Raw genomic sequence first — 24,645 nt, 5'->3', positions numbered from 1 at the left:
AATTTATTGCTGTATATGATCTTCTTTTGGTTGTAGAAAGCCCGCGGTGATCTGTTGGTGTTCCGGGGGTACAGGTGCGACACGGTTTTAAGCTGATCTTCCTGGCAGTCGCGGTCATCGCCTTGGGGGGATGCACTTTGCCACGAGGTGCCGCGCTGACCGGCGAGGTCTTGAAACAGCACAGCAGCGACAAGCCGACATTCGCCGTCGTTCCGGTCACACAAGACAACGTCCGCGAAATCGCGCGATGGCCGGCTACCGGCTGGTCGGGCAGCTATCGCTGGATCAAGGGCGGGCGTGGCCCGCAAGGCAGCGTCATCAAAAGCGGCGACCGCCTGAACCTCGTGATCTGGGATAGCGAGGAAAACTCGCTCCTGACGACTGCGGGGCAGAAAACCGTCGCGCTCGAAGGTATCCAGGTTTCCCCGTCGGGCACGATCTTTGTTCCCTATATCGACGAGATTTCGGTCAGCGGCCTGTCGCCGGACAAGGCCAGGCTGCGCATTCAGGAACGGCTGGAACCCAGCATTCCCTCGGCGCAGGTCCAAGTGACGGTCGCGCCCGGCAGGGGAAACTCGGTCGATATGGTTGCGGGTGTGGCCCGCCCGGGAACTTATCCCTTACCGGATCGGAACAGTTCGATCCTGTCGCTGATCGCGCAGGCGGGCGGTGTGTCCGAAGCGCTGGAAAACCCGCTCGTTCGCCTGATCCGTGCGGGGCAGGAGCATGAAATCCGCGCGCAAAAGCTGTTCTCGGACAGTGGCGCCAACATCGCCCTGCGCGGCGGCGACCAGGTGATCGTACAAGAGGACGACCGGTATTTCACCGCGCTTGGCGCGACGGGGTCCGAGCGGCTGGTGCCCTTCGAAACGGAAACCGTCAATGCGTTGGAGGCGCTGTCGATCATCGGGGGGTTGAACGACGCACGCGCGAACCCAAGGGGCGTTCTGATCCTGCGGGATTATCCCGCCTCGGCCCTGCGGACGGATGGCAGCGGGCCGGAGATGGAGCAGACGGTTTTCACCTTCGACCTGACCCATGCAAGCGGGTTGTTCGCGGCGCGAAAGTTCAACATTCATCCGGGCGACACCGTGTTGGCGACCGAGTCACCCGTGACGGCGGCCCGCACGGTATTGGAACTGATCGGATCGGCCTTTGGCGCGGCGCGCACCGCGTCGAATACGGGCGATTGACCGGGTCAGGCTTCGGCCTTTATGGCCCCTGTCACGTCTTCGAGAACCTGATCGAGCAGGGCCAGGTCGTTCGCCTCGCCCATGACGCGGATCAGGGGTTCGGTGCCGGACTTGCGGATCAGCAGCCGACCGTTTGCCCCCAACGCCTTTTCCGCCTTTGCGATTGCATCCTTGACAGATTCGACCTCAAGCGGCGCCTTGCCCGCCGCAAACCGAAGATTGATCAGCTTTTGCGGAACGGGATCGAAAACGCGCACCAGCTTGCTGGCCTTTTCACCCGATTCAACCATGGCCGCCAGGAATTGCAGCGCGCCGATCAGGCCATCTCCGGTCGTGGCATAATCCGTCATCACGATGTGACCGGATTGTTCGCCGCCCAGGTTGAAGCCGCCTGCGCGCATCCGCTCCACGACATAGCGGTCGCCCACAGCGGTGCGTTCCAGCGCGATGCCCTTGTCATTGAGAAAATGTTCTAGGCCCAGGTTCGACATGACCGTCGCGACCAGGGCGTTCCCTGCCAGTCGCCCTTCGTCCGCCCAGCGCGCGGCAATCAGGCCCATGATCTGGTCGCCATCCGCGATCCTGCCCTTTTCGTCGATCAGGATCACCCGGTCGGCATCGCCGTCCAGGCAAATGCCCAGATCCGCGCGGGTTTCGCGCACCTTGCGGGCCGCGGCCTCGGGGTGGGTCGAGCCGCAATCCTCGTTGATGTTGAAACCGTCCGGCTCAACACCCAGCGGGATCACTTCGGCGCCCAGCTCCCACAGGACGGCGGGCGCTGTGCGATAGGCCGCGCCGTTGGCACAATCGAGAACGATGCGCAGGCCATCCAGCCGCTTGCCGCGCGGGAACGTCGTCTTGGCGTATTCGACATAGCGGCCGCGGGCATCCTCGAACCGCTTGGCGCGGCCGATATTCTGGGGTGCGGCCGGGGCAACGCCTTCGGCGAACAGGCGCATGATGTCGGCCTCGGCCTCGTCCGACAGTTTGAAGCCGTCCGGGCCAAAGAACTTGATACCGTTGTCGCTGGCCGGGTTGTGGCTGGCCGATATCATCACACCCAGATCGGCGCGTAGGCTGTTGGTCAGATATCCCACCGCCGGTGTCGGAACAGGCCCCAGAAGAAACACGTTCATTCCGGTGCTGGTAAACCCGGCAGTCAGTGCATTTTCGATCATATAGCCGGAAAGGCGCGTATCCTTGCCGATCACGACGCGATGTTCCTGCTGATCACGGCGGAAATGCCGGCCAGCGGCTGCTGCCAGCTTCAGCGCGACCTCGGCGGTCATCGGATAGGTGTTCGCACGCCCGCGCACCCCGTCGGTGCCAAAGAGAGACTTGGACATTTCGGCCCCATACTCGGATACTTGTTCTGCGCGGTGATAGGCGGATTGTGCCCGCCTGTCCAATGCCAGAAAGGAAAGCCTGCGAAATGGGGCCCGTTTCGGTCATTTCTGAAACACGTTGTGAACTGGGCGAGGGGCCATTGTGGCACCCGTTGCGGGGCACGCTTTACTGGTTCGATGTGCTGGGATGCAGGCTCTATTCCGGCGAAAACGGCGATGAACGGTATTGGCAATTCGATGAAACCGTATCGGCCTGCGGCTGGGTGGACCAGAGCCGCCTGCTGATCGCTGGCGAAACCCGCCTGTTCGTTTTCGATGTCGAAACGGGCCGCCAGGAAACGGTCTGCCCGTTCGAGCCCGGAAATACGGTGACACGTTCGAATGACGGGCGCGCCGACCCTTGGGGCGGATTCTGGATCGGGTCGATGGGCAAAAACGTGATGCACGACGATGCCGAGCGGGGCGCCGGGGCGATCTGGCGGTTCTATCGCGGGGAAATGGTTTTGCTTTATCCCGGTATCAGTATCGCCAACGCAATCTGTTTCGCCCCGGACCGGTCTTGTGCCTATTACACCGACACGATGCGCCGCCGGGTCTTTCGGCAGGCGCTGAACCCATCGGATGGGTTTCCGGCAGGCGCGCCCGAGGTTTTCCTGGATCTGCGCGCCGAGGGCCTGAACCCGGATGGCGCGGTCGTGGATTCCGAAGGCTGCATCTGGAACGCGCAATGGGGCGCAGGCCGGGTGGCGCGATACGGCCCGGACGGAAAGCTGCGCGAGGTAATAGGCCTTCCTGCGCGACAGACATCCTGTCCGGCCTTTGGCGGACCGGATATGTCCACGCTTTTCGTCACTTCGGCGGCATTGGGACTGGATGGCGCGGCCGACGGAAAGACATACGCCGTGGAAACACCGTATCGCGGGGTTCCCGAGCATCGTGTGATCCTCTGAGGCGACAACCCGTCACGGGATCGTGCATGGCCCGCCCGCTTGACGCCCCCACACCCGGCGCTTACCTTCGCGTCCAATCGACATTCCCTCAGGAGAGACCGAAATGGCAACCGTAGCTGTCACCGACGACACCTTTGACGCCGAAGTCAAGAATTCCGATATCCCCGTCGTGGTGGATTTCTGGGCCGAGTGGTGCGGCCCCTGCAAGCAGATCGGCCCGGCCCTGGAAGAGCTGTCGGACGAGATGGCCGGCCGCGTGAAGATCGCCAAGGTCGACGTGGACAGCAACCCCAACGCAGCCGCCGCCATGGGCGTGCGCGGCATCCCGGCGCTGTTCATCTTCAAGGATGGGGAAATCGTTTCGAACCGCGCCGGCGCAGCCCCCAAGGCCGCGCTGCAAAGCTGGATCGAAGGCGCGCTGTAAAGGCTGCAACCGAGATACAAGAGGGGCGTCCCGGTTCGGGGCGCCCTTTTTCTTTTGGCCTAGACAGGCCAGCCGGCACGGCGCAATGCGGCAGCGATCTTTTCCCCCGCATCGGGGCGGCCTGCATTGATCGACATTTCCTGCCAGAACCACCACAGGTATTGCGCGTAATCCGGGCTGAGACCGCGAAGTGACGCGAACGCCGCATCGACGCCCAGCGCGGGTACGTTTGCTGCGATATGGTGGAAATCGACTTGCCCGAACAGGATTGCGGGCTTTTCAAAGAAATACCCGTTGAAGGCGGCGCTGGAATTCTGCGTGGCGACATAGCTGCAGGCGGGCAGGTAACGCTCCATCCCGCCGGTATCGAGCGTCAGCCGCGGGTGTTCTTCAGCAAGGGCCGTCAGGGCGGCGCATTCCGCGTTGGTATAAGTCTCGTTCGGGTGCAGCGTGGCGACCACGGGACGCGCATCATGGGCAAGAACGGCTTTGACCATATCGACGGGGCTCATCGACTGGAACGACCGGTGATCCAGAAGCCGGCCCTGCAACGGAACATAGACAAAACCGTCGTCGCGAGGGATCAGATCGGGAAAAAGCCGCTTGCGCCAGAAGGTGGCGAACCTTTCGGCCTCGGCCGGGTCGATCGTCGCGGGGTCGAACGTGCTGCGTGCGATATGCCAGTGCCAGCGCTCGGCCAGGGGTTCGATCCCCCAGAACGGGTAATGATAGGCGCGGCGGAATGTCAGGCCGCGGTCGTTTGTCGGCGGCTCCATGTGGAACATGGAATATCCCCGGCGCATTGCTGATTTCGCGCGGTTTTGGGGCGAATTCGCGCGGTATTCGACGCGAAAGCCGGCGGCTTGCGCCACATTCGCAATCTTTCCGATGAAATTGTGCCGACCCGCCTCGGCGCTCTGTCGAAGACCGGGGTCGAGATAGAACCGTAGAACGCGCGCGTCACTCATGGCTTTTGGTAGCCGGGGCAGGGTGCGCGAACAAGGGCCCGCCCTTGTTCCGGGCGGAAATGACCGCCATATAGGCCATCAGCGTGAAACGGAGGCCCCCATGGCAGACAGCGATTTCCCCGGCTGGCACGGCACAACGATCATCGGCGTGAAAAAGGGCGACGAGGTCGTCATCGCAGGCGACGGGCAGGTGAGCCTGGGCCAGACGGTGATCAAGGGCACGGCGCGCAAGGTACGCCGCCTGTCGCCCGGCGGGTTCGATGTGGTGGCGGGGTTTGCCGGATCGACGGCGGATGCCTTTACCCTGCTCGAACGGCTGGAGGCCAAGCTGGAGGCAACGCCCGGACAACTGGCGCGCGCCAGTGTCGAGTTGGCCAAGGACTGGCGTACCGACAAGTACCTGCAAAAACTCGAGGCGATGCTGATCGTCACCGACGGGCGCGACATGTTCGTGATCACCGGCGCGGGCGACGTGCTGGAGCCCGAACACAACGTGGCCGCCATCGGGTCTGGCGGGAATTTCGCATTGGCCGCCGCGCGCGGATTGATGGAGGCCGACGGATTGTCGGCCGAGGATATCGCGCGCAAGGCCATGGCGATTGCCGCCGACATCTGCGTCTACACCAACGGCAACCTGACCGTAGAAAGCATTTCCAAATGACCGACCTGACCCCCCGCGAAATCGTGTCCGAACTGGACCGGTTCATCATCGGCCAGAAGGACGCCAAGCGCGCCGTGGCCGTGGCATTGCGCAACCGCTGGCGGCGCAAGCAGTTGGGCGACGATCTGCGCGACGAGGTGTATCCCAAGAACATCCTGATGATCGGGCCCACCGGCGTCGGCAAGACCGAGATCTCACGCCGCCTGGCCAAGCTGGCGCGTGCGCCCTTTATCAAGGTCGAGGCAACAAAATTCACCGAAGTCGGCTATGTCGGGCGGGATGTGGAACAGATCGTGCGTGACCTTGTGGATGCGTCGATCGCGATGACGCGGGACTACATGCGCGACGAGGTGAAATCGCGCGCGCACAAGGCGGCCGAGGAACGCGTGATCAGCGCCATCGCCGGCGAAGACGCGCGAGAGGCCACGCGCGAGATGTTCCGCAAAAAGCTGGTTGCCGGGGAGCTGGACGACACCGTGATCGAGCTGGATGTCGCGGATACCGCCAACCCCATGGGCATGATGGATATCCCCGGCCAGCCCGGCCAGATGGGCATGATGAACCTGGGCGAGATCTTCGGCAAAGCCTTTGGCCAGCGCACCGTGCGCCGCAAGATGACCGTTGCCGAAAGCTATGAAACGCTGATCGCGGAGGAGGCCGACAAGCTTTTGGATGAAGAGGTCGTGAAGTCCACCGCGCTGGAGGCGGTCGAGGAAAACGGCATCGTGTTCCTGGACGAGATCGACAAGGTCTGCGCCCGGCAGGATGTGCGGGGCGGTGATGTCAGCCGCGAAGGCGTGCAGCGCGACCTGCTGCCGCTGATCGAGGGCACGACCGTTTCGACGAAATACGGCCCGGTCAAGACCGACCATATCCTGTTCATCGCGTCGGGGGCGTTTCACATCGCCAAACCGTCGGACCTGCTGCCGGAATTGCAGGGGCGCCTGCCGATCCGGGTGGAACTGCGCGCGCTGACCGAAGACGATTTCGTGCGCATCCTGACCGAAACCGACAATGCCCTGACGCGGCAGTACACGGCGCTGATGGCAACCGAAGAGGTCGCTGTCGATTTCACCGAGGACGGGATCAAGGCGCTGGCGCGGATTGCGGCAGATGTAAACCAGTCGGTCGAAAACATCGGTGCGCGGCGGCTTTATACCGTGATGGAGCGCGTGTTCGAAGAGCTGTCGTTCACCGCGCCTGACAAGGCGGGGCAGAAGGTGACCGTGGACGCGGATTTCGTCGACCAGAACCTGGGCGAGCTGACCAAGGACGTGGACCTGAGCCGCTACGTTCTGTAGCGCCCGGTCAGGGCAACGTGCGCTCGAGGAACCGCAGCCAGTTTTCGTGGCACAGCTTGACGATCAGCGCATCGCCATAACCAGCATCGAGCATCCGCTTGACCAGCGCCTGCAGGTCGGCGGCACTATTCAGCCCTTCGGGCATCGGCGCGCCATCGAAATCGGACCCCAGGCCCACATGGTCTTCGCCCGCCATTTCGATCATGTGGTCGAGATGCGCGATGACATGGTCCAGAGCGCCCGCCGCGTCGCGGCGCCCGTCCGGCCGCAGGAAGACCGTTCCGAAGTTCAGGCCCGCCATTCCGCCTGTTTCGCCTATGGCGCTTAGCTGGTCGTCTGTCAGGTTGCGTGCGGACGGCGAAACGGCATGAGCGTTCGAATGGGTCGCCACGAGCGGCGCGCCCTCTTCTGCCACGTCGAAAAAGCCTTTCATCGTCATGTGGCTGCAATCCACGACCATGTTGCGCGCGGCGCATTCCCGAACCAACGCGCGTCCGGCATCGGTCAGTCCGGGCCCTGTATCTCCGTTCGAGGGGTAACGGAACGGCACGCCATGCGCAAAAATCGTCGGGCGCGACCAGACCGGCCCGATCGAGCGCAGGCCGAGATTGTAAAGCGTTTCCAGACCCTCGAGGTCGGGACCGATACATTCCGCGCCTTCGAGGTGCAGGATCATTGCCATCGGATCGCCGGCATTCCAGGCGCGGCGCAGTTCGGCCCCGGTCTTGCACAGCCAGACCTGGCCTGCTTTGTCCAGTTCATTGGCGATGTGCGCCTGTCCCTGGATCATGTCCCACGCGGCGGCGCGGTCCAGTTCCGGCGGCAGAGGCGTGTCGTATGGCGGATCATCGAAGATCGCAAAATCGAGCCCGCGCGCCCGATCAAGCGCGAACATAGCAAAGAATCCGCCGCCGAAACCGCCCGCCTTTGCGCGCGGAATGGTGATGTGGCCGGGTTCTGGCGCTGCGAACAAGTCGGTCGCGGGTGCATCCGCCCGCCAAAGCCGGAGCAAGGCATCGTTGTGCCCGTCGAAGATGCGTGTTGTTTCGGTCATGGGCGCTCCTTTGCCGATGCAGGGCGACTCTGTCTGATTCCACGGTGAGTGGCCATGGGGGTGCTGGAATTCATTCGGCTTGGCATCTACCCTGCCGACAACCGTTCGTGGAGTTTTTCGGCATGCGCCGCGTATTGACCATCCTTTTTGTCTTTCTGATCGCGGCTTGCGTCGATCGCGGTGCGACGGTGATCGTGCCCGAGGCGCTGAATATCGGAACGATACGCGACGTTCATGTCGCAACCCTGCGCGCCCCGAACGAGCAGGGGTGGTTTGGATCAGAGCGCGCGAAAGAGCTGTCTTTTTCCACGGTTTCAATCTCTGTTCCGCCTGAACACGAGCCCGGAAAGGTTCGGGCCGGTCTGGCGCGCCCGGATCCGCGGCGCGAATTCACCGTCGCGGCGCGCACCGACCTGAAAGACGATGGCGCATTCATTCAACGCATCCGCGACAGGCTGCTTAAGCTGCCGGCGGGCGAGCGCGAGATTACGGTTTTCGTGCACGGCTATAACAACAGCTATCTCGATGGCGTCTATCGCATGGCGCAGCTTTATCACGACCTCGATTTGCCCGGTGTGCCCGTGCATTATTCCTGGCCCAGCGCAGCAAATCCGCTGGGGTATACGTATGATCGCGACAGCGTTCTGTATGCGCGTGACGGGTTGGAGCGGATGCTGTTCGATCTGCGCAAGGCCGGTGCGCGGCGGATCATTCTTGTCGGCCACTCGCTTGGCACGATGCTGGTGATGGAAACGCTGCGGCAGATCGAAATCCGTGAACCGCGCTGGGCGGAAAATGCTTTGGGCGGCGTGATCCTGATTTCGCCGGATCTGGATGTCGAGGTGTTCGAGATGCAGGCAAGCCGGATCGCGGAACTACCGCAACCCTTCGCGATCTTCGTGAATTCCCGTGACCGAGCCTTGGCGCTGTCCAGCCGGATCAACGGGGCCAGCGCGCGCCTTGGCAACCTGACCGATCCCGACGCGCTGGCCGAACTGCCCGTTACCCTGATCGACGTCACCGCCTTTGCCGAGGGCGGGCTGCGTCATTTCACTTTGGGAAACTCGCCATTGTTGCTTCAGATCCTTGGCCAGAGCACCGAGTTGGATGCAGCGTTTCAGCGGGACCGGTCTGGCAGGTCCGGGCTTTTGCCGGGGACGGTCATAACAGTGCAGAATGCGACCCAGCTGATCCTGTCGCCCCATCTTGTTTTGCAGGAATAGCGCGTTGGCCCGCGGGTTCGAGTTCTTTCGGCTGAACGCCAACTGGCTGTCGGTCGGGGCGCTTTTGATGTTCCTTTCAAGCTTTGGGCAAACCTTTTTCATCTCGCTGTTCGCGGGGGAAATCCGGGACGAATTCGGACTGAGCCACGGGCAATGGGGCGGGATCTATACGCTGGGAACCGCGGTTTCCGCTGCCGTCATGGTGTGGGCCGGAGGGCTGACCGACCGGTTCCGCGTGCGGACACTGGCCCCCGTTGTTCTGGTTCTGCTGGCCGGCGCCTGTACGTGGATGGCCACAGCGCAAAGCGCATGGGTCTTGCCGGGCGTCATACTGGCGCTTCGGTTTTGCGGCCAGGGCATGACAAGCCATGTGGCCGTCGTGGCGATGTCGCGCTGGTTCGTGAAGACACGCGGGCGGGCCTTGTCGGTTGCCCTGCTGGGCTTCGCGGTCGGAGAGGCATTGTTGCCGATCGTTTTCGTTTGGCTGATGGGCCCGGTGGGATGGCGCAGCCTGTGGATGGTTGCGGCCGCGATGGCCCTGCTGGGAATACCCATCCTCATCGCGCTTCTGCGCAATGAGCGTACGCCGCAATCCATGGCCCGTGAAAACCAGGCGCCGGGAATGGGCGGGCGGCACTGGACGCGCGGGCAGGCATTTCGGCACCGGCTTTTCTGGTTCATGGTCCCCGCATTGCTTGGGCCGTCGGCCTTCAACACCGCGTTCTTTTTCCAGCAGGTCCATTTCGCCGAAATCAAGGGTTGGGCGCATCTGGAACTGGTCGCACTTTTCCCGGTCTTCACCGCGATGAGCATCGGCGCGATGGTGATTTCGGGCTGGGCGCTGGACAAGTGGGGAACGGCACGGCTGATGCCGATGTACCAACTGCCGATGGTGGCTGCCTTCATTGCGTTTTCCATGGCAAGCTCGCCCGCGGGCGCGCTGGTCGGCTTGTTTTTCCTTGCCGTGACGACGGGTGCCAATTCGACCCTGATCAACGCGTTCTGGGCTGAGTTCTACGGGACTGGCCATATCGGCGCGATCAAGGCGATGGCCGCTGCGGTCATGGTGCTGGGGTCTGCAATCGGACCGGGGATCACGGGTGTACTGATCGATCTGGGCGTCGGCCTTGAAGTCCAGTACCTCGGTGTCGCGGCCTATTTCCTGCTGGCGACACTCATGATGACAATCGGCGTTCTTGGCGCGCGTCAGGATCTACCTGTGGCGGCGTAGATAGACGTAATAGGCGCCGTCACCACCATGGGATATGTGGGCGGGCGTGACCTGAAGGATTGCCTGCGCCAAGGGCGGCATGGCCATCCATTGCGGGACCTGATGCTTGAGCACCCCGCGACGCACCGGGATCGGGCCGTCGTGGTCGCGATCCTTGCCCTTGCCCGTTATGACCAGGACAAGACGGCGGCCCTTGGCGTGCTGCGTCAGGATGAACCGGGTCAGCGCGGAATGCGCATGGTCCAGCGTCATACCGTGCAGGTCGATCCGCGCCTCGGGGACCAGCTTTCCCTTTTTCATTCGGGTGAATGTCTTGCGATCCATCGCGACCGGCGCCCGGTCCAGGGCGTCGCGTAACGTTGGCGCCAGATCGTGTGTACCGCCGATTGGCTGGGCGGTCTGCCCAAGCGTGAAATCCGGGATGCGAGTCTTGGGCTCTTTTACCGGCTTGGGTTTTGGCCGGGGGCCATCCTTCGGTTTGCGTTCGGGATGCAGGCGTTGCGTGGTATCGGCCACCTTGCGCCAAAGCTCGACCTCGTCCGGCCTTAACCGGCGCCGGGTCACTGCTCACCCTCGGGCAAGAGGGCATAGGCGCGCTGGATGGGCAGCAGAACCATCATGCGTCCCGGATCCCGCAGCCGGCCTGCGGCACGTCCTGCCTGATCGCCGGTGCCAAAGAAAATGTCGGCGCGCTGCGCGCCCTTGATGGCCGACCCTGTGTCCTGCGCGACCATCAGGCGGCGCAGCGGGTTCTGGCCTTCCTTTTCGATCCAGACAGGCGCGCCCAGGGGGACATATCGCGGATCTACGGCGATTGAGCGCATGGTCGTGATGGAGCGGTTCATCGCGCCGAGCGGGCCCAGTTCGGCCGGAACCTCGGATACTTCGCGGAAGAACACGTAAGAGGGATTGTGCCAGAGCAGTTCCTGCCCCTCGAGCGGGTTTCGGTTAACCCAGTTCTTGATCACCTGCGCCGAGACCTGGTGCGGCTTGTACACGCCGCGCCTTACCAGTTCGACCCCGATGGATCTGTAGTCATGCCCGTTCGAGCCCGCATATCCAACCCGGATCGTGCGGCCGTTCTGCAATCTGATCCGGCCCGAGCCCTGGACCTGGAGAAAGAACAGTTCGACCGGATCGTCGACCCAGGCGATTTCAAGCCCGCGCCCCTGCAGCACGGGGCCCTCTTCGATTTCGCGGCGGCTATGCCACCTGGCTGCGCGGCGCGCTTCGGGCGGCATGCTGTAGACCGGATACCGGAAGCGCCCGTCGGGGCGCAGCTTTCCGTCAAGTTCGGGTTCGAAATACCCGGTGAAAAGCGCCTGTTCCCCGTCCTCGATCAGGACCGGGCGAAAAAAGAGCTCGAAGAATGCGCGCGGGCTTTCGATGTTTTCCGCAACCGCGCAGAGGCTTTGCCAGTCCGGGGCCTGCATATCGATGCAGGTCTTGCGAAAAACGCTAAGGGCGGCCGCGTGATCGTCTTGTTCCCAGCCGCCCAGGTCCGAAAAATCAAGAACCTTGTAGGTGGTTTCGGCGCTGGCTGGTGCGGTCATGACCAATCCCGCCAGAATTGCCGCACGCAGCGCCGCACGCATCACTCACCCGTGGCGACCAGCTGCCAGTTGGGGTCGTTGCTCCCCATCACGCGCGCAAAGGTCCAGACATCGCGCTGGCGCTTGATCTCGTTCGGCTTGCCTTCGATGATTTCGCCCGCATTGTCGCGCACGACGGATGTCAGTTCGCCGACAAAGCGCACCGTTACCTCGGCTTCCTTGGTGGTGTCGTCGAAGGTCGCGCTGTCCAGTGCGAGTTCGCGCAGGCCGACAAAGTCCGCCTCGACCGTGAGGCCCTGCTTTTCCCGAGCTTCGACAACTTCGGCGAAAGCCTCGTAGATATCATTGGAAAGGAACGGCTTGATCTCGGCCAGGTCGCCGCGTTCGAACCCCATCAGGATCATTTCATATGCGCCCCGCGCGCCCTGAAGGAAATCACCCACGGCAAAAGAGGGTTCGATCCGCTTCATCGCGGCGAGGGCCTTTGCGGTTTCGCTGCCTTCCTGGGCGTGGTCGATGATGTCGTGATCCGGCCCGCCCTCGATCACCGAAAGGCCAGGGCGGCGCGGCTCGTCACCAGAGCGGTTCACTTGCGATGGCGGGCGTTCGAACCCTTCACGGGAGCCCAGCACGCTTTTTAGCCGCAGGATCAAAAACACAGCAATGCCGGCCAAAACCAGAAGCTGAAGAATGGGGTTGTTCATCGTATCCTCTTAACGGGGCATGGTAACGGGCGCTCACCGAACCTATGTAGGTGACGCACCGGGCCGAGTCCACCGCGAGGCCCGTCAAAAAAGGAGGGTGGCATGTGGTTGCTGCTGGCGTTCATCGCCGTTCCCATCATCGAAATTGCCCTGTTCATCCAGGTTGGAGGCGCAATCGGCACATGGCCGACGCTGGGGATTGTTGTGCTTACCGCTGTGGCCGGCACAATGTTGATGCGGGCGCAGGGGGCGCTTGCGATGCAGGATTTGCAGCGTTCCTTCAATGAATTGCGCGATCCGACAGAACCGTTGGCCCACGGTGCGATGATCCTTGTCGCTGGCGTTCTTCTTTTGACGCCGGGCTTTTTTACGGACGCGTTGGGGCTGTCGTTGCTGTTGCCGCCGGTAAGAAAGGCAGTGCTGGCCTATGTGCGATCCCGTATTCAGGTGCAGAGCGTTCATTTCGGGCCAGATGGCCCCCGCCCGCGTGATCCGTATGACCCGAGGCGACCCGCGCGCGACGATGTGATCGATGGTGAATTTCACGAAGTGGACGAAGACGCCGTTCAGGTAGAGCCGCCCAAGCGTCCAACGCATCGTCCGTCAGGATGGACCAAGCATTGAGGCCCCCAAACCATCCTGCTAAGAAAACGCGCAAGTTTCGAAACGGTTCTGGAGAATAATAGACATGGCCGATACCCAAGGCGCGCAGCAGGCGCCCCAGGTCAAGATGAACATCCTGACACAATTCATTCGCGACCTTTCTTTCGAAAATATCCTTGCGCAGAAAGGCGTGCAGGGCGAGGTGCAGCCGGATGTTCAGGTTCAGGTGAACCTGGATGCGAAAAAGCGCAACGCCGATCACCAGTTCGAGGTGACGATCAAGCTGCAGGTGGAATCGAAAGCAAAAGGTAGCGATGCGCGCCTTTTCCTTCTGGAGCTGGACTATGCAGGCGTCTTCCACATCGAAGGTGTGCCGGATGACCAGATGCATCCATTCCTTCTGATCGAGTGTCCGCGGATGCTGTTCCCGTTCGTGCGCCGGATCGTGTCGGACGTCACCCGTGACGGTGGGTTCCCCCCGCTGAACCTGGAAAACATCGATTTCGTTCAGCTTTATCGCAACGAATTGCTGCGCCGGCAGCAGGAACAGGGCAACGGTCAGGCAAACGCCTGATCCGTCAGCCCATTTTCGACCAGAGTGAGCCGTCGCCCATCGCCTTTACAAAGGCTTCGTGGGCGGCGGCTTCTTCATTGGTGATCCTTGACGGCAGCGGCACTTGGCGAGGGCGGGGCTTCCACGTCGTATCGCTGCTGTCGCCGCTTTCGGTCGACACCGTGGCAAGCGCGAAATCTGGCTGACGTCCACCGATCAGCTCGAGGTACACTTCTGCCAGGATTTCCGAGTCAAGGAGAGCGCCGTGCAACGTACGCGAAGAGTTGTCGATGCCGAAGCGGCGGCAAAGTGCGTCCAGCGAGGCGGGAGAGCCCGGAAATTTCTGACGCGCAATCGCCAGCGTGTCGATGGCGCGTTCCCACTCGAGTTGCGGTAGGCCGATCCAGCGCAGTTCGGCATTCAGGAACTTCATGTCGAAGGCGGCATTGTGAATGACAAGCTTGGCATCGCCCACGAATTCGAAAAAGGCCTGACCGACCTCTTTGAAAACGGGCTTGTCGCGCAAGATCACCTCGCCATCCTTTGGCGGGCGGGGGTTGGTCAGAAGATCCGGTCCGATGCCGTGAATTTCGAACGCGCCGTCGGGCATGTCGCGTTCGGGGTTAATATACTGGTGATAGGTGCGCCCGGTCGGCATATGATTATACAGCTCGATCGCGCCGATTTCGACGATCCGGTCACCCTGGTCCGGTTCAAACCCCGTGGTTTCGGTATCGAGTACGATCTCACGCATTTTTCATCCGTTTCCTTATGTCGGCAATCACATCCTGCACCTGTTGGCGGGCATGGTCCAACGTATCCGTCACGATCACATAGTCCGCGCGCGCCCGTTTTTCCGCGTCGGGCATCTGTTTTGCGCGGATCGCTTCGAATTGTTGTTCGCTCATGGTGCCGCGGGCCAGAACGCGATCGCGCTGGGTGTCGGCATCGACCGAAACCACGGCAACAGCATCCATGCGGGCTTCGCCCCCGGTTTCGTACAGAAGCGGAATGTCGAAAACCAGTATGTCCGACTTTGCGTTTTCAACAAACTCGGCGCGATCATTTCCAAGCAGCGGATGGACGATCTGTTCTATCCGCTTAAGGGCTGTCGGATCCTGTGCGATGATTTCCTTTAGTTTTTCGCGTGAAACCATGCCGTTGTCGATTGCGCCAGGGAACGCCTCTGCCATCGGCGAAACCGCGGCGCCACCTTTGGCATAAAGGCGGTGCACGGCTGCATCCGCGTCCCAAACGGCGCAACCTTCCTGGGCGAACAATTTGGCGGTGGTCGATTTCCCCATACCGATCGACCCTGTCAGGCCAAGACGAAACGTCATCGCAGGGCCGCAGCTCTTGCTGCTGCATCGACTGTCGGGCGCACGCCGAACCAGCGTTCGAATGCAGGCACGGCCTGATGGAGCAACATGCCCAACCCGTCCACGGTTACGCAGCCCATTTCCTCGGCCACACGTAGAAGGCGGGTTTGCAGGGGCGCGTAGACAAGATCGGTGACAACGGCACCCGGTCGCAGACCATCGAGGGGAACGCGCAGCTCGGGCTTGCCGATCATTCCCAGGCTTGTTGTGTTCACGACGGTAACCGCCTCTTCCAGCATGTTGCCGGCTTGCACCCAATCGACGACCTTCAACCGTTTTCCGAAATCCTGCTGAAGCGCGTCGGCCCTGATGCGCGTACGGTTGGAAATCAGGATCTCAGGCACCCCCACATCCAGAAGGGATGCGATAACCGCGCGCGCCGCGCCACCCGCACCCAGAACCGCGGCCGGACCTGCCTTTGGGTTCCAGTTGGGCGCGCCCTGCCGCAGGTTTTCAACGAAACCGTACCCGTCGGTGTTATCCGCATGGATTTTACCATCCTTACGGAAGATCAGGGTGTTCGCCGCGCCGATCAGGATTGCCCTGTCTGTGATGAGATCGGCAATCTCCATCACCTTTTCCTTGTGCGGGACGGTGATGTTCACACCGACAAAACCCGCCTTGGGGAGCGTGGTCACCACCTCGCTCAGGTTTTCCGGGGAAACGTCCATAGGGATATAGTAACCGGGAATTCCATAGGTTTTCAGCCAGTGCCGATGCAGTTGCGGGGATTTCGAGTGGGCGATGGGCGAGCCGATAACCCCGGCCAGCGGAATACGCGGTAACGTCATTGTTGCAGATCCCCCCGCAGCGTCAGGTACGACAGAAGCTCAAGAAGCGGCATACCAAGCACGGTAAAGTAATCGCCTTCGACACGAGAGAACAAGCGCACGCCTTCCTCTTCCAGTTTGTAGCCTCCGACACTGTCGGAAATACCCGGCCAGTTCCGATCGAGATAGCCATCCAGGAATGCATCGGAGAAGTCGCGCACCAAAAGGCGCACGGTGCCCACAAAACGCCAGATCGGCTGACCGTCTTCGCAGATCACCGCTGCTGACAAAAGCTGATGACGCTTGCCACGCAGTTCCCGGAGCTGGCTGGCGGCGTTTTCACGGGTTTTCGGTTTGGTCAGGAGGCGGTTTTCAAAGCTGAGAACCTGATCGCACCCAATCACCAGCGCCCCCAGATTCCGGTCGCTGACTTTCCGGGCCTTCATCTCGGCCAGGGTATCGGCAATGTCGCGCGCCGAGGCGTCTTCTGCCAGAAGGGCATCGCGTATCATGTCTTCGTCGACACGGGCGATCTGAACGTCGAAATCGACACCCGCCCGATTCAGCATTTGCTGGCGGATCGAAGACCCCGATGCGAGTATGATTTTTTTCGCCATGTGGATAATTCCGTGGGAAACCTAAAGGATTTCTTAAGGAAGAAGGCGGGGTAAATCCACCGCTTCGATCCGAGAGAGGATAAGCCGGGAAACCCAGCGCGTTCTTCAACGAGTCGTTCACCTGTGAAAAGGATAAGTCTGCTTCTGTGGAAAGCCTGAGTTCCTTGGATTAATCCAGATAGTTATACACAAGGAATTTTCGATGTTTCGTAATTAAGTATCTGTTTTTAATATGTTTTTTCCGCCTTCTCAACTTGTTCCTTTGGCTTGGATTAAAACATTCACCCTGTGGGAAAGACCGTGATAACCACGTAATCCACGGACGTGACGGCCCCCAACAAAATCATCATCTCTTTCTTTATATATTTAATGATTATAAGGATGGGCCGTTCGATCCGAGGCTTCTGTATGTCCGACCTTCTTGCCACGCTTTATCCTTGGAACAAGGCCATTCATATCATGGCAGTGATCACCTGGATGGCAGGTATTTTCTATCTACCGAGGCTTTTTGTTTACCATGCTGAACAGGCGGAAACCGGTGATCCTCGGGACCAGGTTTTCAGGATCATGGAGTACAAGCTTTTTCGCTATATCATGAATCCGTCGATGGTCGTCGTGTGGGTGTTTGGGCTGGCGTTGGTGTTTACCCCCGGAATCGTGGATTGGGGGATGGTCTGGCCCTGGACAAAGGCTGCATCCGTTCTTGCGATGACGTGGTTTCATTATTGGCTTGGATTGCGGCTCAAGGATTTTGCAGCGGGCAACAATACGTTGAGTGGCCGAAACTATCGCATGATGAACGAAGTCCCGACGATTTTGATGATTGTGATCGTTCTGTCCGTCGTCGTGAAGTTCTGAGTTTGTTTGACTCGGATCGCGTGCAGGCGTAAAAGCCCGGTTAAGCCGCCCGTCCGGGTGGATATCTTCCATTCAAAGAACTGAACTTTGGCCGCGCTAGGCGTGGCTGGGTATGCAAGGTGTAATCCAATGTCCGAGAACCGTCTGAACCTGGCCGAGCTGAAGGCAAAAAGCCCGAAAGATCTGTTGGCCATGGCCGAAGAGCTGGAAATCGAAAACGCGTCGACGATGCGCAAAGGCGAAATGATGTTCCAGATCCTCCGCGAGATGGCGGATGAGGGCTGGGAAATCGGCGGTGACGGCGTTCTTGAGGTTTTGCAGGATGGATTCGGGTTCCTGCGTTCGCCCGAAGCGAACTACTTGCCCGGTCCCGACGATATCTACGTTTCGCCAGACATGATCCGGCAGTATGCGCTGCGTACGGGTGACACCGTCGAGGGTGTCATCAAGGCGCCGGATGACAACGAGCGTTACTTTGCGCTGACCAGCGTCAATTCGATCAACTTCGAAGAGCCGGACAAGGCGCGCCACAAGATCGCGTTCGACAACCTGACGCCGCTTTACCCCGATGAGCGGCTGAAGATGGAGATCGAAGATCCGACGATCAAGGATCGTTCAGCCCGGATCATCGACCTGGTTTCCCCGATCGGGAAAGGGCAGCGTTCCTTGATCGTGGCGCCGCCGCGGACGGGTAAGACCGTTCTGCTTCAGAATATCGCGCATTCGATCGAAACCAATCACCCCGAGGTGTATCTGATCGTTCTGCTGATCGACGAACGCCCCGAAGAAGTGACCGACATGCAGCGCAGCGTGAAGGGTGAGGTGATCTCGTCCACGTTTGACGAACCGGCCACGCGTCACGTTGCCGTGTCGGAAATGGTGATCGAAAAAGCCAAGCGCCTGGTCGAGCATAAACGAGATGTTGTTATTCTTCTCGACTCAATCACAAGACTTGGTAGGGCGTTCAACACAGTTGTGCCGTCTTCCGGCAAGGTTCTGACTGGTGGTGTCGATGCAAACGCGCTTCAGCGGCCCAAGCGTTTCTTCGGTGCGGCGCGTAACGTTGAAGAGGGCGGTTCTCTGACGATCATCGCGACCGCACTCATCGATACCGGCAGCCGAATGGACGAAGTGATCTTTGAAGAATTCAAAGGTACGGGTAACAGCGAAATCGTTCTGGATCGCAAAGTTGCCGACAAACGCGTGTTCCCGGCGATCGACATCCTCAAATCTGGCACCCGGAAAGAGGATCTTCTGGTCGACAAGGCCGATCTGGCCAAGACCTATGTCCTGCGCCGGATTCTGAATCCGATGGGCACTACGGATGCTATCGAGTTCCTGATCTCCAAGCTGAAGCAGACCAAGACGAATTCGGAATTCTTCGATTCCATGAACACCTGACGCGCGCAGGCGCCGAGGTTTGACCGATGGACACGATTTTTGCCCTTGCCACAGCTGCCGGCAAGGCCGGAGTTGCGGTGATCCGTGTTTCCGGCCCGTCGGCATTCGCAGCTTGTGAGCAACTCGCCGGGCCGGTTCCGTCCGTGCGTCGGGCAAGCGTGCGCCGCTTGCGGGATAAGCAGGGCGGCGTTTTGGATGAGGCTCTGGTTTTGTGCTTTGAAGCCGGACATAGCTTTACCGGCGAAGACGTTGTTGAGTTTCAATGCCACGGATCGGTTGCGATCACGTCGGCGGTGTTGCGGTCCCTTGGTGAGGTCGATGGCTTGCGGATGGCCGAGCCCGGAGAGTTCACGCGCCGTGCGCTTGAAAACGGGCGGCTGGACCTGACGCAAGTCGAAGGTTTGGCAGATCTGATCGAATCCGAAACCGAGGCACAGCGCATACAGGCACAACGGCTTCTGGATGGAGCGATTGGCCAAAAAGCCGAAATTTGGCGGCGTGATCTGATACGTGCAGCGGCATTACTGGAAGCAACGATTGATTTTGCGGATGAGGAAGTTCCAGAGGACGTATCCGTTGAGGTGATCGCGTTGACGGAGAAAACCCGTCAGAGCGTTGCCGAGCAATTAAAGGGAATTGATGCGGCAGAGCGGGTGCGATCGGGCTTTGAAGTCGCGATCGTTGGGGCGCCGAATGTTGGTAAATCCACACTGCTAAATGCTCTGGCAGGTCGCGAGGCGGCGATAACGTCGGAATATGCCGGTACGACACGGGACGTAATCGAAGTGCGTATGGACCTGGGAGGATTGCCGGTAACGGTTCTGGATACCGCCGGAATCCGAGAAACTGAAGATCACGTTGAGGGAATTGGAATTGCACGCGCGCGGGAAAGAGCAATGCGTGCGGACTTGCGGGTGTTTCTTGTAGACGGGCAGCCACCCGAGCTGACACCGAAGGAAGGCGACATCGTGATCCAGGCCAAAGCCGACCTGCGTGGGGCTGGCGTTTCGGGTTTGACGGGGCACGGCGTCGGCGAGCTTGTGACAGAGATCACGAACCGATTGAAGGGTCAGGCGGCGCAGGCCGGGCTGGCAACGAGAGAGCGCCACCGTCTTGCATTGGCTCAGGCAATTTCCGGCCTAGAGGCGGCTGTTGATCATGTCAGAATCGGTACCGAACAGTATGATCTGGCCGCAGAGGAATTGAGGAATGTTGTTCGGGCCCTTGAATCCTTGCTTGGTCGCATAGATGTCGAGAACTTGCTGGACGAAATCTTTGCCAGCTTTTGTCTTGGGAAGTAAGGAGTGTTTCACGTGAAACATTTTGACTTCGACGTTCTGGTGGTTGGCGGCGGTCACGCTGGCGCCGATGCTGCTCATGCAGCTGCGCGGATGGGCGCGCGGACTGCGCTTGTGACGCTGACGCGGGATGGAATTGGCGTCATGTCCTGTAATCCGGCCATCGGCGGGCTTGGCAAAGGCCATCTGGTGCGCGAGATCGACGCGCTGGACGGTGTGATGGGGCGCGTTGCGGATAAGGCGGGCATTCAGTTCCGGCTGCTTAACCGCAGAAAAGGTCCGGCAGTGCAGGGGCCCCGCGCCCAGTCCGATCGTAAAATCTATCGGAAAGAGATGCTTGCCGAGATGGAAGGGCAGGAAGGCCTATCCATTATCGAGGGCGAGGCCGTCGATTTCCTGATGAGCGGCGATCGCGTGTCGGGCCTTGTCTTGGGTGACGGTAGCGAGGTTCGGGCAAAGGCAGTCGTTCTTACGACGGGCACCTTCTTGCGCGGCGTCATTCATATCGGGGACGTATCGCGCCCCGGCGGGCGTATGGGCGATAAGCCCTCTGTGAAGCTTGCGGAAAGAATAGACAGCTTCGCGTTGCCGCTCGGCCGGCTAAAGACGGGAACGCCGCCGCGGCTGGATGGGCGCACGATCGCCTGGGACAAGCTGGAAGAGCAGCCCGGCGACGACGATCCGGTCATGTTTTCCTTCCTCTCTCGTGACCCATTCGTTCGCCAGGTTTCGTGTGGGATCACGCACACGAACGAAGAAACGCATGAAATCATTCAGAAGAACCTTTCGCGGTCTGCCATGTACGGCGGACATATCGAGGGCGTGGGCCCGCGCTATTGCCCATCCATCGAAGACAAGATCGTCCGGTTTTCGGACAAGCCGTCGCATCAGATATTTCTTGAGCCTGAGGGGCTGGACGATCACACGGTATACCCCAACGGAATTTCGACATCCCTGCCGGAGGATGTGCAGCACGCCTATGTCCGTTCGATTTTCGGACTAGAGGAGGCGGTTATTCTGCAGCCTGGGTATGCGATTGAGTATGACTATGTCGATCCGCGCGCGCTGGATCTCCGGCTGGCCGTTCGTGATGTGCCGGGCTTGTATCTGGCTGGACAGATCAACGGAACGACAGGATACGAAGAGGCGGCCGCCCAGGGGCTGGTGGCCGGACTGAACGCGGCGGCCGAGGCGCTTGGGAAGGATCCCGTGGTGTTCAGCCGGTCCGACAGCTACATAGGCGTGATGATCGATGATCTAACGACCCGGGGTGTTAGCGAGCCTTATCGCATGTTCACGTCCCGAGCAGAGTTCAGGTTGTCGCTGCGCGCCGACAACGCAGACCAGCGCTTGACGCCGATTGGATTGGCGGCAGGCTGCGTGGGCGAACCTCGAAAGCAGGCGTTCGAAGAGAAAATGCAGCGACTAGAGTCCGGCAGAAATCTTTTGGAGCGTCAGACCTTTACGCCACGCGAAGTGGCTGCGTTGGGTGTTTCGGTAAATCAGGATGGCGCGCGCCGAAGCGGATTCCAGCTTCTGGCCTTTCCCGATGTCGGGTTTGAGGAGGTGGCGCGACTTGATCCTACGCTGCAGGATGTTGACGAAGAAGCGCGCCGTCAGCTTGAAAAGGATGCGCTGTATGCAAATTACATCGAGCGGCAAAAGCGCGATGTGGAGGCGATGAAGCGGGATGAACAGCAGGCTATTCCCGCAAGCTTTGATTTTGCCCTTATTGACGGGCTATCCAACGAACTCAAAACGAAGCTTGAGGCAACGCGCCCTGGAAACCTTGCCCAGGCGGCGCGGATTGACGGGATGACGCCAGCCGCTTTGACGCTCATTCTGGCCCGTCTGCGCCGTGAAAAACGAGAGAAAACAGCGTGATGCGTTTCGCGCCCAAGGTTGATGTTTCACGTGAAACAACAGAGCGGTTGCAAACTTACGTCGCTTTGTTGGAAAAATGGAACCCAAGGATCAACCTTGTAAGTAAATCCACGCTCGCAGACGCGTGGGGGCGCCACATCCGGGATTCATTGCAGATTATCTCGCTGGCCCCGCTGAATTGGAAAAAATGGGTGGATCTGGGCAGTGGCGGCGGTTTTCCCGGGCTTGTCGTTGCGATTGCTGCAAATGAGATCAACCCGCAGGGCCGTGTCGTTCTGGTCGAAAGCGACCAGAGAAAATGCGCGTTCCTTAGAACGGTTATTCGCGAAACCAGCGTGGATGCGGATGTGGTGAGCGGGCGCATTGAGAGCGTCGAGCCCCAGGGGGCAGACGTTATCTCGGCCCGCGCGCTGGCGGACTTGTCGACGCTGCTGGGCTACGCGGAAAGGCATGGGGCCAAGGGGTTTACCGGGCTGTTTCCCAAGGGAGCGACTTGGGAAAAAGAGCTTTTCCACGCAAGGCAGGCGTGGGAATTCTCTTGCGAGCCGTATAGAAGTGAAACAGAAGAAAAATCCGTCATCCTGAGGATCGAAGGAGTCGCCCGTGTCTGACCCAACACGCCCCCCCGGGCCGCGCATCATCGCTGTTGCAAACCAAAAGGGTGGGGTGGGAAAAACCACGACGGCAATAAACCTGGCTGCGGCCATGTCTGCGCAGGGCCAGCGCGTTTTGATTATCGATCTTGACCCCCAGGGAAACGCATCCACAGGGCTTGGTGTCGAGGTGGATGACCGCGAATACACGACCTACGAGCTGCTTCTGGAAGATATTGCCCTAAAAGACGTCATTCAGCAGACCGAAACCGAAAACCTCTTTATCGTTCCGGCGACGATTGACCTGAGCTCGGCGGATATCGAGCTCATTTCGAATGAAAAGCGAAGCTTTCTTTTGCACGACGCTTTGCGTCAACACGCGATGGATGACTTTCGCTTCGATTACATACTGATCGACTGCCCGCCGTCGCTTAATCTTTTAACCGTCAATGCAATGGTGGCAGCGCATTCGGTTCTCGTTCCTCTGCAGTCGGAGTTCTTTGCGCTGGAGGGCTTGTCGCAATTGATGCTGACCATCAGAGAGGTCCGTCAGACAGCCAATCCGAACCTGAGAATCGAAGGTGTTGTGTTGACCATGTACGACAAACGCAACAGGTTGAGTCAGCAGGTTGAGCAGGACGCCAGGGACAATCTCGGAGAGTTGGTGTTTAAAACAGTGATTCCGCGTAATGTCCGTGTGTCCGAGGCCCCATCCTATGCTGTCCCGGTGCTGGACTACGATCCGACGTCCAGGGGCGCGCTGGCATATATGGCTTTGGCACGGGAAATCCTGCAGAATCACGCAAAACTCGCGGCATAGGTTGGAGGCGGAGAATGGACAAGAAAAGCAAATCTCGTGGATTGGGTCGCGGGCTGTCCGCGCTTATGGCCGATGTAAACCCGGAAGAGCAGGGGGCCCAGCCTGCATCGCGCCGACCGGATATGGCGGTGCCGATAGAGCGCATTCACCCGAACCCGGATCAGCCGCGCCGGAGCTTTACCCCCGAACAGCTTGAAGAGCTGTCAGCCTCGATCAAGGAAAAGGGTATTATCCAGCCGCTGATCGTGCGGCCCCGTCCTGGCCACGATAACGAATTTGAGATTGTCGCAGGCGAACGGCGCTGGCGTGCGGCGCAGATGGCGCGGCTTCATGAGATCCCGGTTCTGGTTCGCGACTTCGACGATACCGAAGTTCTGGAAGTTGCGATCATCGAAAACATCCAGCGCGCCGACCTGAACCCGATAGAAGAGGCGGCAGGCTATCGGCAATTGATGGATAAATTCGGGCACACGCAGGAAAAGCTGTCAGAGGTTCTGGGCAAGAGCCGTAGCTATATCGCCAACCTTGTGCGCCTTTTGGGATTGCCGGAAGAGGTTCAGTCCTACCTGCGGGAGGGAAAGCTGTCGGCCGGTCATGCGCGCGCGTTGATCACGTCAGAAGATCCTGTTTCCCTTGCCCGGAAGGTCATAAGAAACGGGCTTTCTGTTCGCGAAACCGAAAAGCTTGCCAAGAAAGCCGTGGGGAACATCTTTTCGGACGACGAAAAACCGACCAAAAAACACACCCCGGACAAGGACGCCGATACCAAAGCGCTGGAGGGCGACCTGTCGGCGAGCCTGGGTATGAAGGTCGAGATAGATCACGACAAAGGGCAGGAATCGGGTCGATTGGTCATTCGCTATGGATCGCTCGACGATCTGGACGATCTGTGCATGCGCCTGTCGGCTATGCGCTAGGGCGCGACCAGATAAACACAAGCACACAGGCAAGCGCCAAGGCTTGAAGTGCCAGGATCTTCCAGCTCAGACCAAGTACGAGCGAGATGCAGAAAACTGCCGCGATCGAAGCGGTAGAAAGGCGTTTTGCGCGCGGATTGATGGCTCCGCGCTCCTGCCAATCAGCGATGGATGGGCCAAATGTTGGATGCGCCAGTATCCAGTTATGTAGCCGCTCCGAGGAACGAGCGAACAAGAACGCCGCAAGGATCATGAACGGGACAGTTGGCAAGAGCGGCAGGAAAATTCCGATAAGCCCCAGGCCGACCGAAACAAGCCCAAGGCTGGCCCAGAGAAATCGCATG

Annotated in this window: 27 protein-coding genes; 16 read left to right on the top strand and 11 right to left on the bottom strand. The window is 60.0% G+C overall.

The window, feature by feature from the left end; translation table 11 throughout:
* The first annotated feature begins 170 nt into the window (after positions 1-170).
* Positions 171-1,193, top strand: a complete 1,023-nt coding sequence (locus tag BLT50_RS11545) for a polysaccharide biosynthesis/export family protein (protein ID WP_245723364.1) — start codon at positions 171-173, stop codon at positions 1,191-1,193.
* A 5-nt stretch (positions 1,194-1,198) separates the two neighbouring features.
* Here the strand turns inward: BLT50_RS11545 and glmM are convergent, their stop codons facing one another.
* Complete coding sequence (gene glmM / locus BLT50_RS11540) at positions 1,199-2,539, bottom strand: phosphoglucosamine mutase (RefSeq protein WP_090028828.1); 1,341 nt, start codon at positions 2,537-2,539, stop codon at positions 1,199-1,201.
* A 62-nt stretch (positions 2,540-2,601) separates the two neighbouring features.
* Here glmM and BLT50_RS11535 point away from each other — a divergent pair, with 62 nt between their 5' ends.
* Both BLT50_RS11535 and trxA read left to right on the top strand, forming a co-directional pair.
* A complete protein-coding gene (locus BLT50_RS11535) occupies positions 2,602-3,489 on the top strand; it encodes an SMP-30/gluconolactonase/LRE family protein (protein ID WP_090028827.1) in 888 nt (295 codons plus the stop codon).
* A 103-nt stretch (positions 3,490-3,592) separates the two neighbouring features.
* On the top strand, positions 3,593-3,913 hold the full coding sequence (gene trxA / locus BLT50_RS11530) for a thioredoxin (RefSeq protein WP_090028826.1): 321 nt from the start codon (positions 3,593-3,595) through the stop codon (positions 3,911-3,913).
* Positions 3,914-3,972: 59 nt separating this feature from the next.
* On the opposite strand, the gene BLT50_RS11525 is transcribed toward trxA, so the two are convergent.
* On the bottom strand, positions 3,973-4,881 hold the full coding sequence (locus BLT50_RS11525; protein ID WP_090028825.1) for a hypothetical protein: 909 nt from the start codon (positions 4,879-4,881) through the stop codon (positions 3,973-3,975).
* Positions 4,882-4,981: 100 nt separating this feature from the next.
* Between BLT50_RS11525 and hslV the strand changes: the two genes are divergently transcribed.
* Both hslV and hslU read left to right on the top strand, forming a co-directional pair.
* A complete protein-coding gene (hslV, locus tag BLT50_RS11520) occupies positions 4,982-5,542 on the top strand; it encodes an ATP-dependent protease subunit HslV (RefSeq protein WP_090028824.1) in 561 nt (186 codons plus the stop codon).
* A complete protein-coding gene (gene hslU, locus BLT50_RS11515; RefSeq protein ID WP_090028823.1) occupies positions 5,539-6,843 on the top strand; it encodes an ATP-dependent protease ATPase subunit HslU in 1,305 nt (434 codons plus the stop codon). The genes hslV and hslU overlap by 4 nt, the downstream gene beginning before the upstream one ends.
* A 7-nt stretch (positions 6,844-6,850) precedes the next feature.
* On the opposite strand, the gene BLT50_RS11510 is transcribed toward hslU, so the two are convergent.
* Entirely contained in the window at positions 6,851-7,897 is a 1,047-nt protein-coding gene (locus BLT50_RS11510) for a dipeptidase (RefSeq protein ID WP_090028822.1), read from the bottom strand.
* 134 nt (positions 7,898-8,031) lie between these two features.
* Here BLT50_RS11510 and BLT50_RS11505 point away from each other — a divergent pair, with 134 nt between their 5' ends.
* Positions 8,032-9,120, top strand: coding sequence for an alpha/beta hydrolase (locus BLT50_RS11505; protein WP_175491462.1), 1,089 nt, complete (start codon positions 8,032-8,034; stop codon positions 9,118-9,120).
* 67 nt (positions 9,121-9,187) lie between these two features.
* Entirely contained in the window at positions 9,188-10,351 is a 1,164-nt protein-coding gene (locus BLT50_RS11500) for an MFS transporter (protein WP_090028891.1), read from the top strand.
* On the opposite strand, the gene BLT50_RS11495 is transcribed toward BLT50_RS11500, so the two are convergent.
* The 3 genes from BLT50_RS11495 to BLT50_RS11485 are packed head-to-tail and all read right to left on the bottom strand — an operon-like array spanning position 10,334 to position 12,608.
* Positions 10,334-10,915 (bottom strand): Smr/MutS family protein, encoded by a 582-nt coding sequence (locus tag BLT50_RS11495; protein ID WP_090028820.1) that lies wholly within the window; start codon positions 10,913-10,915, stop codon positions 10,334-10,336. The genes BLT50_RS11500 and BLT50_RS11495 overlap by 18 nt on opposite strands.
* A complete protein-coding gene (gene mltA / locus BLT50_RS11490; RefSeq protein ID WP_090028819.1) occupies positions 10,912-11,946 on the bottom strand; it encodes a murein transglycosylase A in 1,035 nt (344 codons plus the stop codon). The genes BLT50_RS11495 and mltA overlap by 4 nt, the downstream gene beginning before the upstream one ends.
* On the bottom strand, positions 11,946-12,608 hold the full coding sequence (locus BLT50_RS11485; protein ID WP_090028818.1) for a Tim44/TimA family putative adaptor protein: 663 nt from the start codon (positions 12,606-12,608) through the stop codon (positions 11,946-11,948). The genes mltA and BLT50_RS11485 overlap by 1 nt, the downstream gene beginning before the upstream one ends.
* A gap of 102 nt (positions 12,609-12,710) precedes the next feature.
* Here BLT50_RS11485 and BLT50_RS11480 point away from each other — a divergent pair, with 102 nt between their 5' ends.
* Both BLT50_RS11480 and secB read left to right on the top strand, forming a co-directional pair.
* Positions 12,711-13,232, top strand: coding sequence for an FxsA family protein (locus tag BLT50_RS11480; RefSeq protein WP_090028817.1), 522 nt, complete (start codon positions 12,711-12,713; stop codon positions 13,230-13,232).
* Positions 13,233-13,296: 64 nt separating this feature from the next.
* Positions 13,297-13,785 (top strand): protein-export chaperone SecB, encoded by a 489-nt coding sequence (gene secB, locus BLT50_RS11475; protein ID WP_090028816.1) that lies wholly within the window; start codon positions 13,297-13,299, stop codon positions 13,783-13,785.
* 4 nt (positions 13,786-13,789) lie between these two features.
* Here secB and dnaQ read toward each other — a convergent pair whose 3' ends face one another.
* From dnaQ to BLT50_RS11455, 4 genes are read right to left on the bottom strand one after another with little or no spacing between them, the layout of a single operon-like run.
* Positions 13,790-14,518 (bottom strand): DNA polymerase III subunit epsilon, encoded by a 729-nt coding sequence (dnaQ, locus tag BLT50_RS11470; protein WP_090028815.1) that lies wholly within the window; start codon positions 14,516-14,518, stop codon positions 13,790-13,792.
* Positions 14,511-15,104: a dephospho-CoA kinase gene (coaE, locus tag BLT50_RS11465; protein ID WP_090028814.1), complete on the bottom strand. Its 594-nt coding sequence runs from the start codon at positions 15,102-15,104 to the stop codon at positions 14,511-14,513. Before coaE ends, dnaQ begins: the two co-directional genes overlap by 8 nt.
* Positions 15,101-15,934 carry a shikimate dehydrogenase gene (locus tag BLT50_RS11460; protein ID WP_090028813.1) on the bottom strand — a complete coding sequence of 278 codons (834 nt, stop codon included), beginning with the start codon at positions 15,932-15,934 and terminating at the stop codon, positions 15,101-15,103. The genes coaE and BLT50_RS11460 overlap by 4 nt, the downstream gene beginning before the upstream one ends.
* On the bottom strand, positions 15,931-16,530 hold the full coding sequence (locus tag BLT50_RS11455; RefSeq protein WP_090028812.1) for a Maf family protein: 600 nt from the start codon (positions 16,528-16,530) through the stop codon (positions 15,931-15,933). The genes BLT50_RS11460 and BLT50_RS11455 overlap by 4 nt, the downstream gene beginning before the upstream one ends.
* A gap of 408 nt (positions 16,531-16,938) precedes the next feature.
* Between BLT50_RS11455 and hemJ the strand changes: the two genes are divergently transcribed.
* The 7 genes from hemJ (at position 16,939) to BLT50_RS11420 (ending at position 24,301) form a co-directional block, all read left to right on the top strand.
* On the top strand, positions 16,939-17,388 hold the full coding sequence (hemJ, locus tag BLT50_RS11450; protein WP_090028890.1) for a protoporphyrinogen oxidase HemJ: 450 nt from the start codon (positions 16,939-16,941) through the stop codon (positions 17,386-17,388).
* Between the two features lie 129 nt (positions 17,389-17,517).
* Entirely contained in the window at positions 17,518-18,789 is a 1,272-nt protein-coding gene (rho, locus tag BLT50_RS11445) for a transcription termination factor Rho (RefSeq protein ID WP_090028811.1), read from the top strand.
* A 26-nt stretch (positions 18,790-18,815) separates the two neighbouring features.
* Positions 18,816-20,090: a tRNA uridine-5-carboxymethylaminomethyl(34) synthesis GTPase MnmE gene (gene mnmE, locus BLT50_RS11440; RefSeq protein ID WP_090028810.1), complete on the top strand. Its 1,275-nt coding sequence runs from the start codon at positions 18,816-18,818 to the stop codon at positions 20,088-20,090.
* A gap of 12 nt (positions 20,091-20,102) precedes the next feature.
* A complete protein-coding gene (gene mnmG / locus BLT50_RS11435; RefSeq protein WP_090028889.1) occupies positions 20,103-21,971 on the top strand; it encodes a tRNA uridine-5-carboxymethylaminomethyl(34) synthesis enzyme MnmG in 1,869 nt (622 codons plus the stop codon).
* Positions 21,971-22,582, top strand: a complete 612-nt coding sequence (gene rsmG, locus BLT50_RS11430; protein WP_090028809.1) for a 16S rRNA (guanine(527)-N(7))-methyltransferase RsmG — start codon at positions 21,971-21,973, stop codon at positions 22,580-22,582. Before mnmG ends, rsmG begins: the two co-directional genes overlap by 1 nt.
* Positions 22,575-23,384: a ParA family protein gene (locus tag BLT50_RS11425; protein ID WP_090028808.1), complete on the top strand. Its 810-nt coding sequence runs from the start codon at positions 22,575-22,577 to the stop codon at positions 23,382-23,384. Before rsmG ends, BLT50_RS11425 begins: the two co-directional genes overlap by 8 nt.
* Positions 23,385-23,398: 14 nt before the next feature.
* On the top strand, positions 23,399-24,301 hold the full coding sequence (locus tag BLT50_RS11420; RefSeq protein ID WP_090028807.1) for a ParB/RepB/Spo0J family partition protein: 903 nt from the start codon (positions 23,399-23,401) through the stop codon (positions 24,299-24,301).
* On the opposite strand, the gene BLT50_RS11415 is transcribed toward BLT50_RS11420, so the two are convergent.
* Complete coding sequence (locus tag BLT50_RS11415) at positions 24,291-24,644, bottom strand: YbaN family protein (protein ID WP_090028806.1); 354 nt, start codon at positions 24,642-24,644, stop codon at positions 24,291-24,293. The genes BLT50_RS11420 and BLT50_RS11415 overlap by 11 nt on opposite strands.
* Between the last annotated feature and the right edge of the window lies 1 nt (position 24,645).

It is taken from the genome of Lutimaribacter saemankumensis (assembly GCF_900100005.1).
In the GTDB taxonomy this organism is placed as follows: Bacteria; Pseudomonadota; Alphaproteobacteria; order Rhodobacterales; family Rhodobacteraceae; genus Lutimaribacter; species Lutimaribacter saemankumensis.
Note: the sequence above shows the minus strand (reverse complement) of the source record. Positions and strands in the feature narration are given on the sequence as shown.

Bases quoted from the DNA above. Each gene is read 5' to 3' on its own strand.
- glmM (WP_090028828.1), bottom strand. From the start codon at position 2,539: ATGTCCAAGTCTCTCTTTGGCACCGACGGGGTGCGCGGGCGTGCGAAC.
- BLT50_RS11535 (WP_090028827.1), top strand. From the start codon at position 2,602: ATGCCAGAAAGGAAAGCCTGCGAAATGGGGCCCGTTTCGGTCATTTCT.
- trxA (WP_090028826.1), top strand. From the start codon at position 3,593: ATGGCAACCGTAGCTGTCACCGACGACACCTTTGACGCCGAAGTCAAG.
- BLT50_RS11525 (WP_090028825.1), bottom strand. From the start codon at position 4,881: ATGAGTGACGCGCGCGTTCTACGGTTCTATCTCGACCCCGGTCTTCGA.
- hslV (WP_090028824.1), top strand. From the start codon at position 4,982: ATGGCAGACAGCGATTTCCCCGGCTGGCACGGCACAACGATCATCGGC.
- hslU (WP_090028823.1), top strand. From the start codon at position 5,539: ATGACCGACCTGACCCCCCGCGAAATCGTGTCCGAACTGGACCGGTTC.
- BLT50_RS11510 (WP_090028822.1), bottom strand. From the start codon at position 7,897: ATGACCGAAACAACACGCATCTTCGACGGGCACAACGATGCCTTGCTC.
- BLT50_RS11500 (WP_090028891.1), top strand. From the start codon at position 9,188: ATGTTCCTTTCAAGCTTTGGGCAAACCTTTTTCATCTCGCTGTTCGCG.
- mltA (WP_090028819.1), bottom strand. From the start codon at position 11,946: ATGCGTGCGGCGCTGCGTGCGGCAATTCTGGCGGGATTGGTCATGACC.
- BLT50_RS11485 (WP_090028818.1), bottom strand. From the start codon at position 12,608: ATGAACAACCCCATTCTTCAGCTTCTGGTTTTGGCCGGCATTGCTGTG.
- BLT50_RS11480 (WP_090028817.1), top strand. From the start codon at position 12,711: ATGTGGTTGCTGCTGGCGTTCATCGCCGTTCCCATCATCGAAATTGCC.
- secB (WP_090028816.1), top strand. From the start codon at position 13,297: ATGGCCGATACCCAAGGCGCGCAGCAGGCGCCCCAGGTCAAGATGAAC.
- dnaQ (WP_090028815.1), bottom strand. From the start codon at position 14,518: ATGCGTGAGATCGTACTCGATACCGAAACCACGGGGTTTGAACCGGAC.
- coaE (WP_090028814.1), bottom strand. From the start codon at position 15,104: ATGACGTTTCGTCTTGGCCTGACAGGGTCGATCGGTATGGGGAAATCG.
- BLT50_RS11460 (WP_090028813.1), bottom strand. From the start codon at position 15,934: ATGACGTTACCGCGTATTCCGCTGGCCGGGGTTATCGGCTCGCCCATC.
- BLT50_RS11455 (WP_090028812.1), bottom strand. From the start codon at position 16,530: ATGGCGAAAAAAATCATACTCGCATCGGGGTCTTCGATCCGCCAGCAA.
- hemJ (WP_090028890.1), top strand. From the start codon at position 16,939: ATGTCCGACCTTCTTGCCACGCTTTATCCTTGGAACAAGGCCATTCAT.
- rho (WP_090028811.1), top strand. From the start codon at position 17,518: ATGTCCGAGAACCGTCTGAACCTGGCCGAGCTGAAGGCAAAAAGCCCG.
- mnmE (WP_090028810.1), top strand. From the start codon at position 18,816: ATGGACACGATTTTTGCCCTTGCCACAGCTGCCGGCAAGGCCGGAGTT.
- rsmG (WP_090028809.1), top strand. From the start codon at position 21,971: ATGCGTTTCGCGCCCAAGGTTGATGTTTCACGTGAAACAACAGAGCGG.
- BLT50_RS11420 (WP_090028807.1), top strand. From the start codon at position 23,399: ATGGACAAGAAAAGCAAATCTCGTGGATTGGGTCGCGGGCTGTCCGCG.
- BLT50_RS11415 (WP_090028806.1), bottom strand. From the start codon at position 24,644: ATGCGATTTCTCTGGGCCAGCCTTGGGCTTGTTTCGGTCGGCCTGGGG.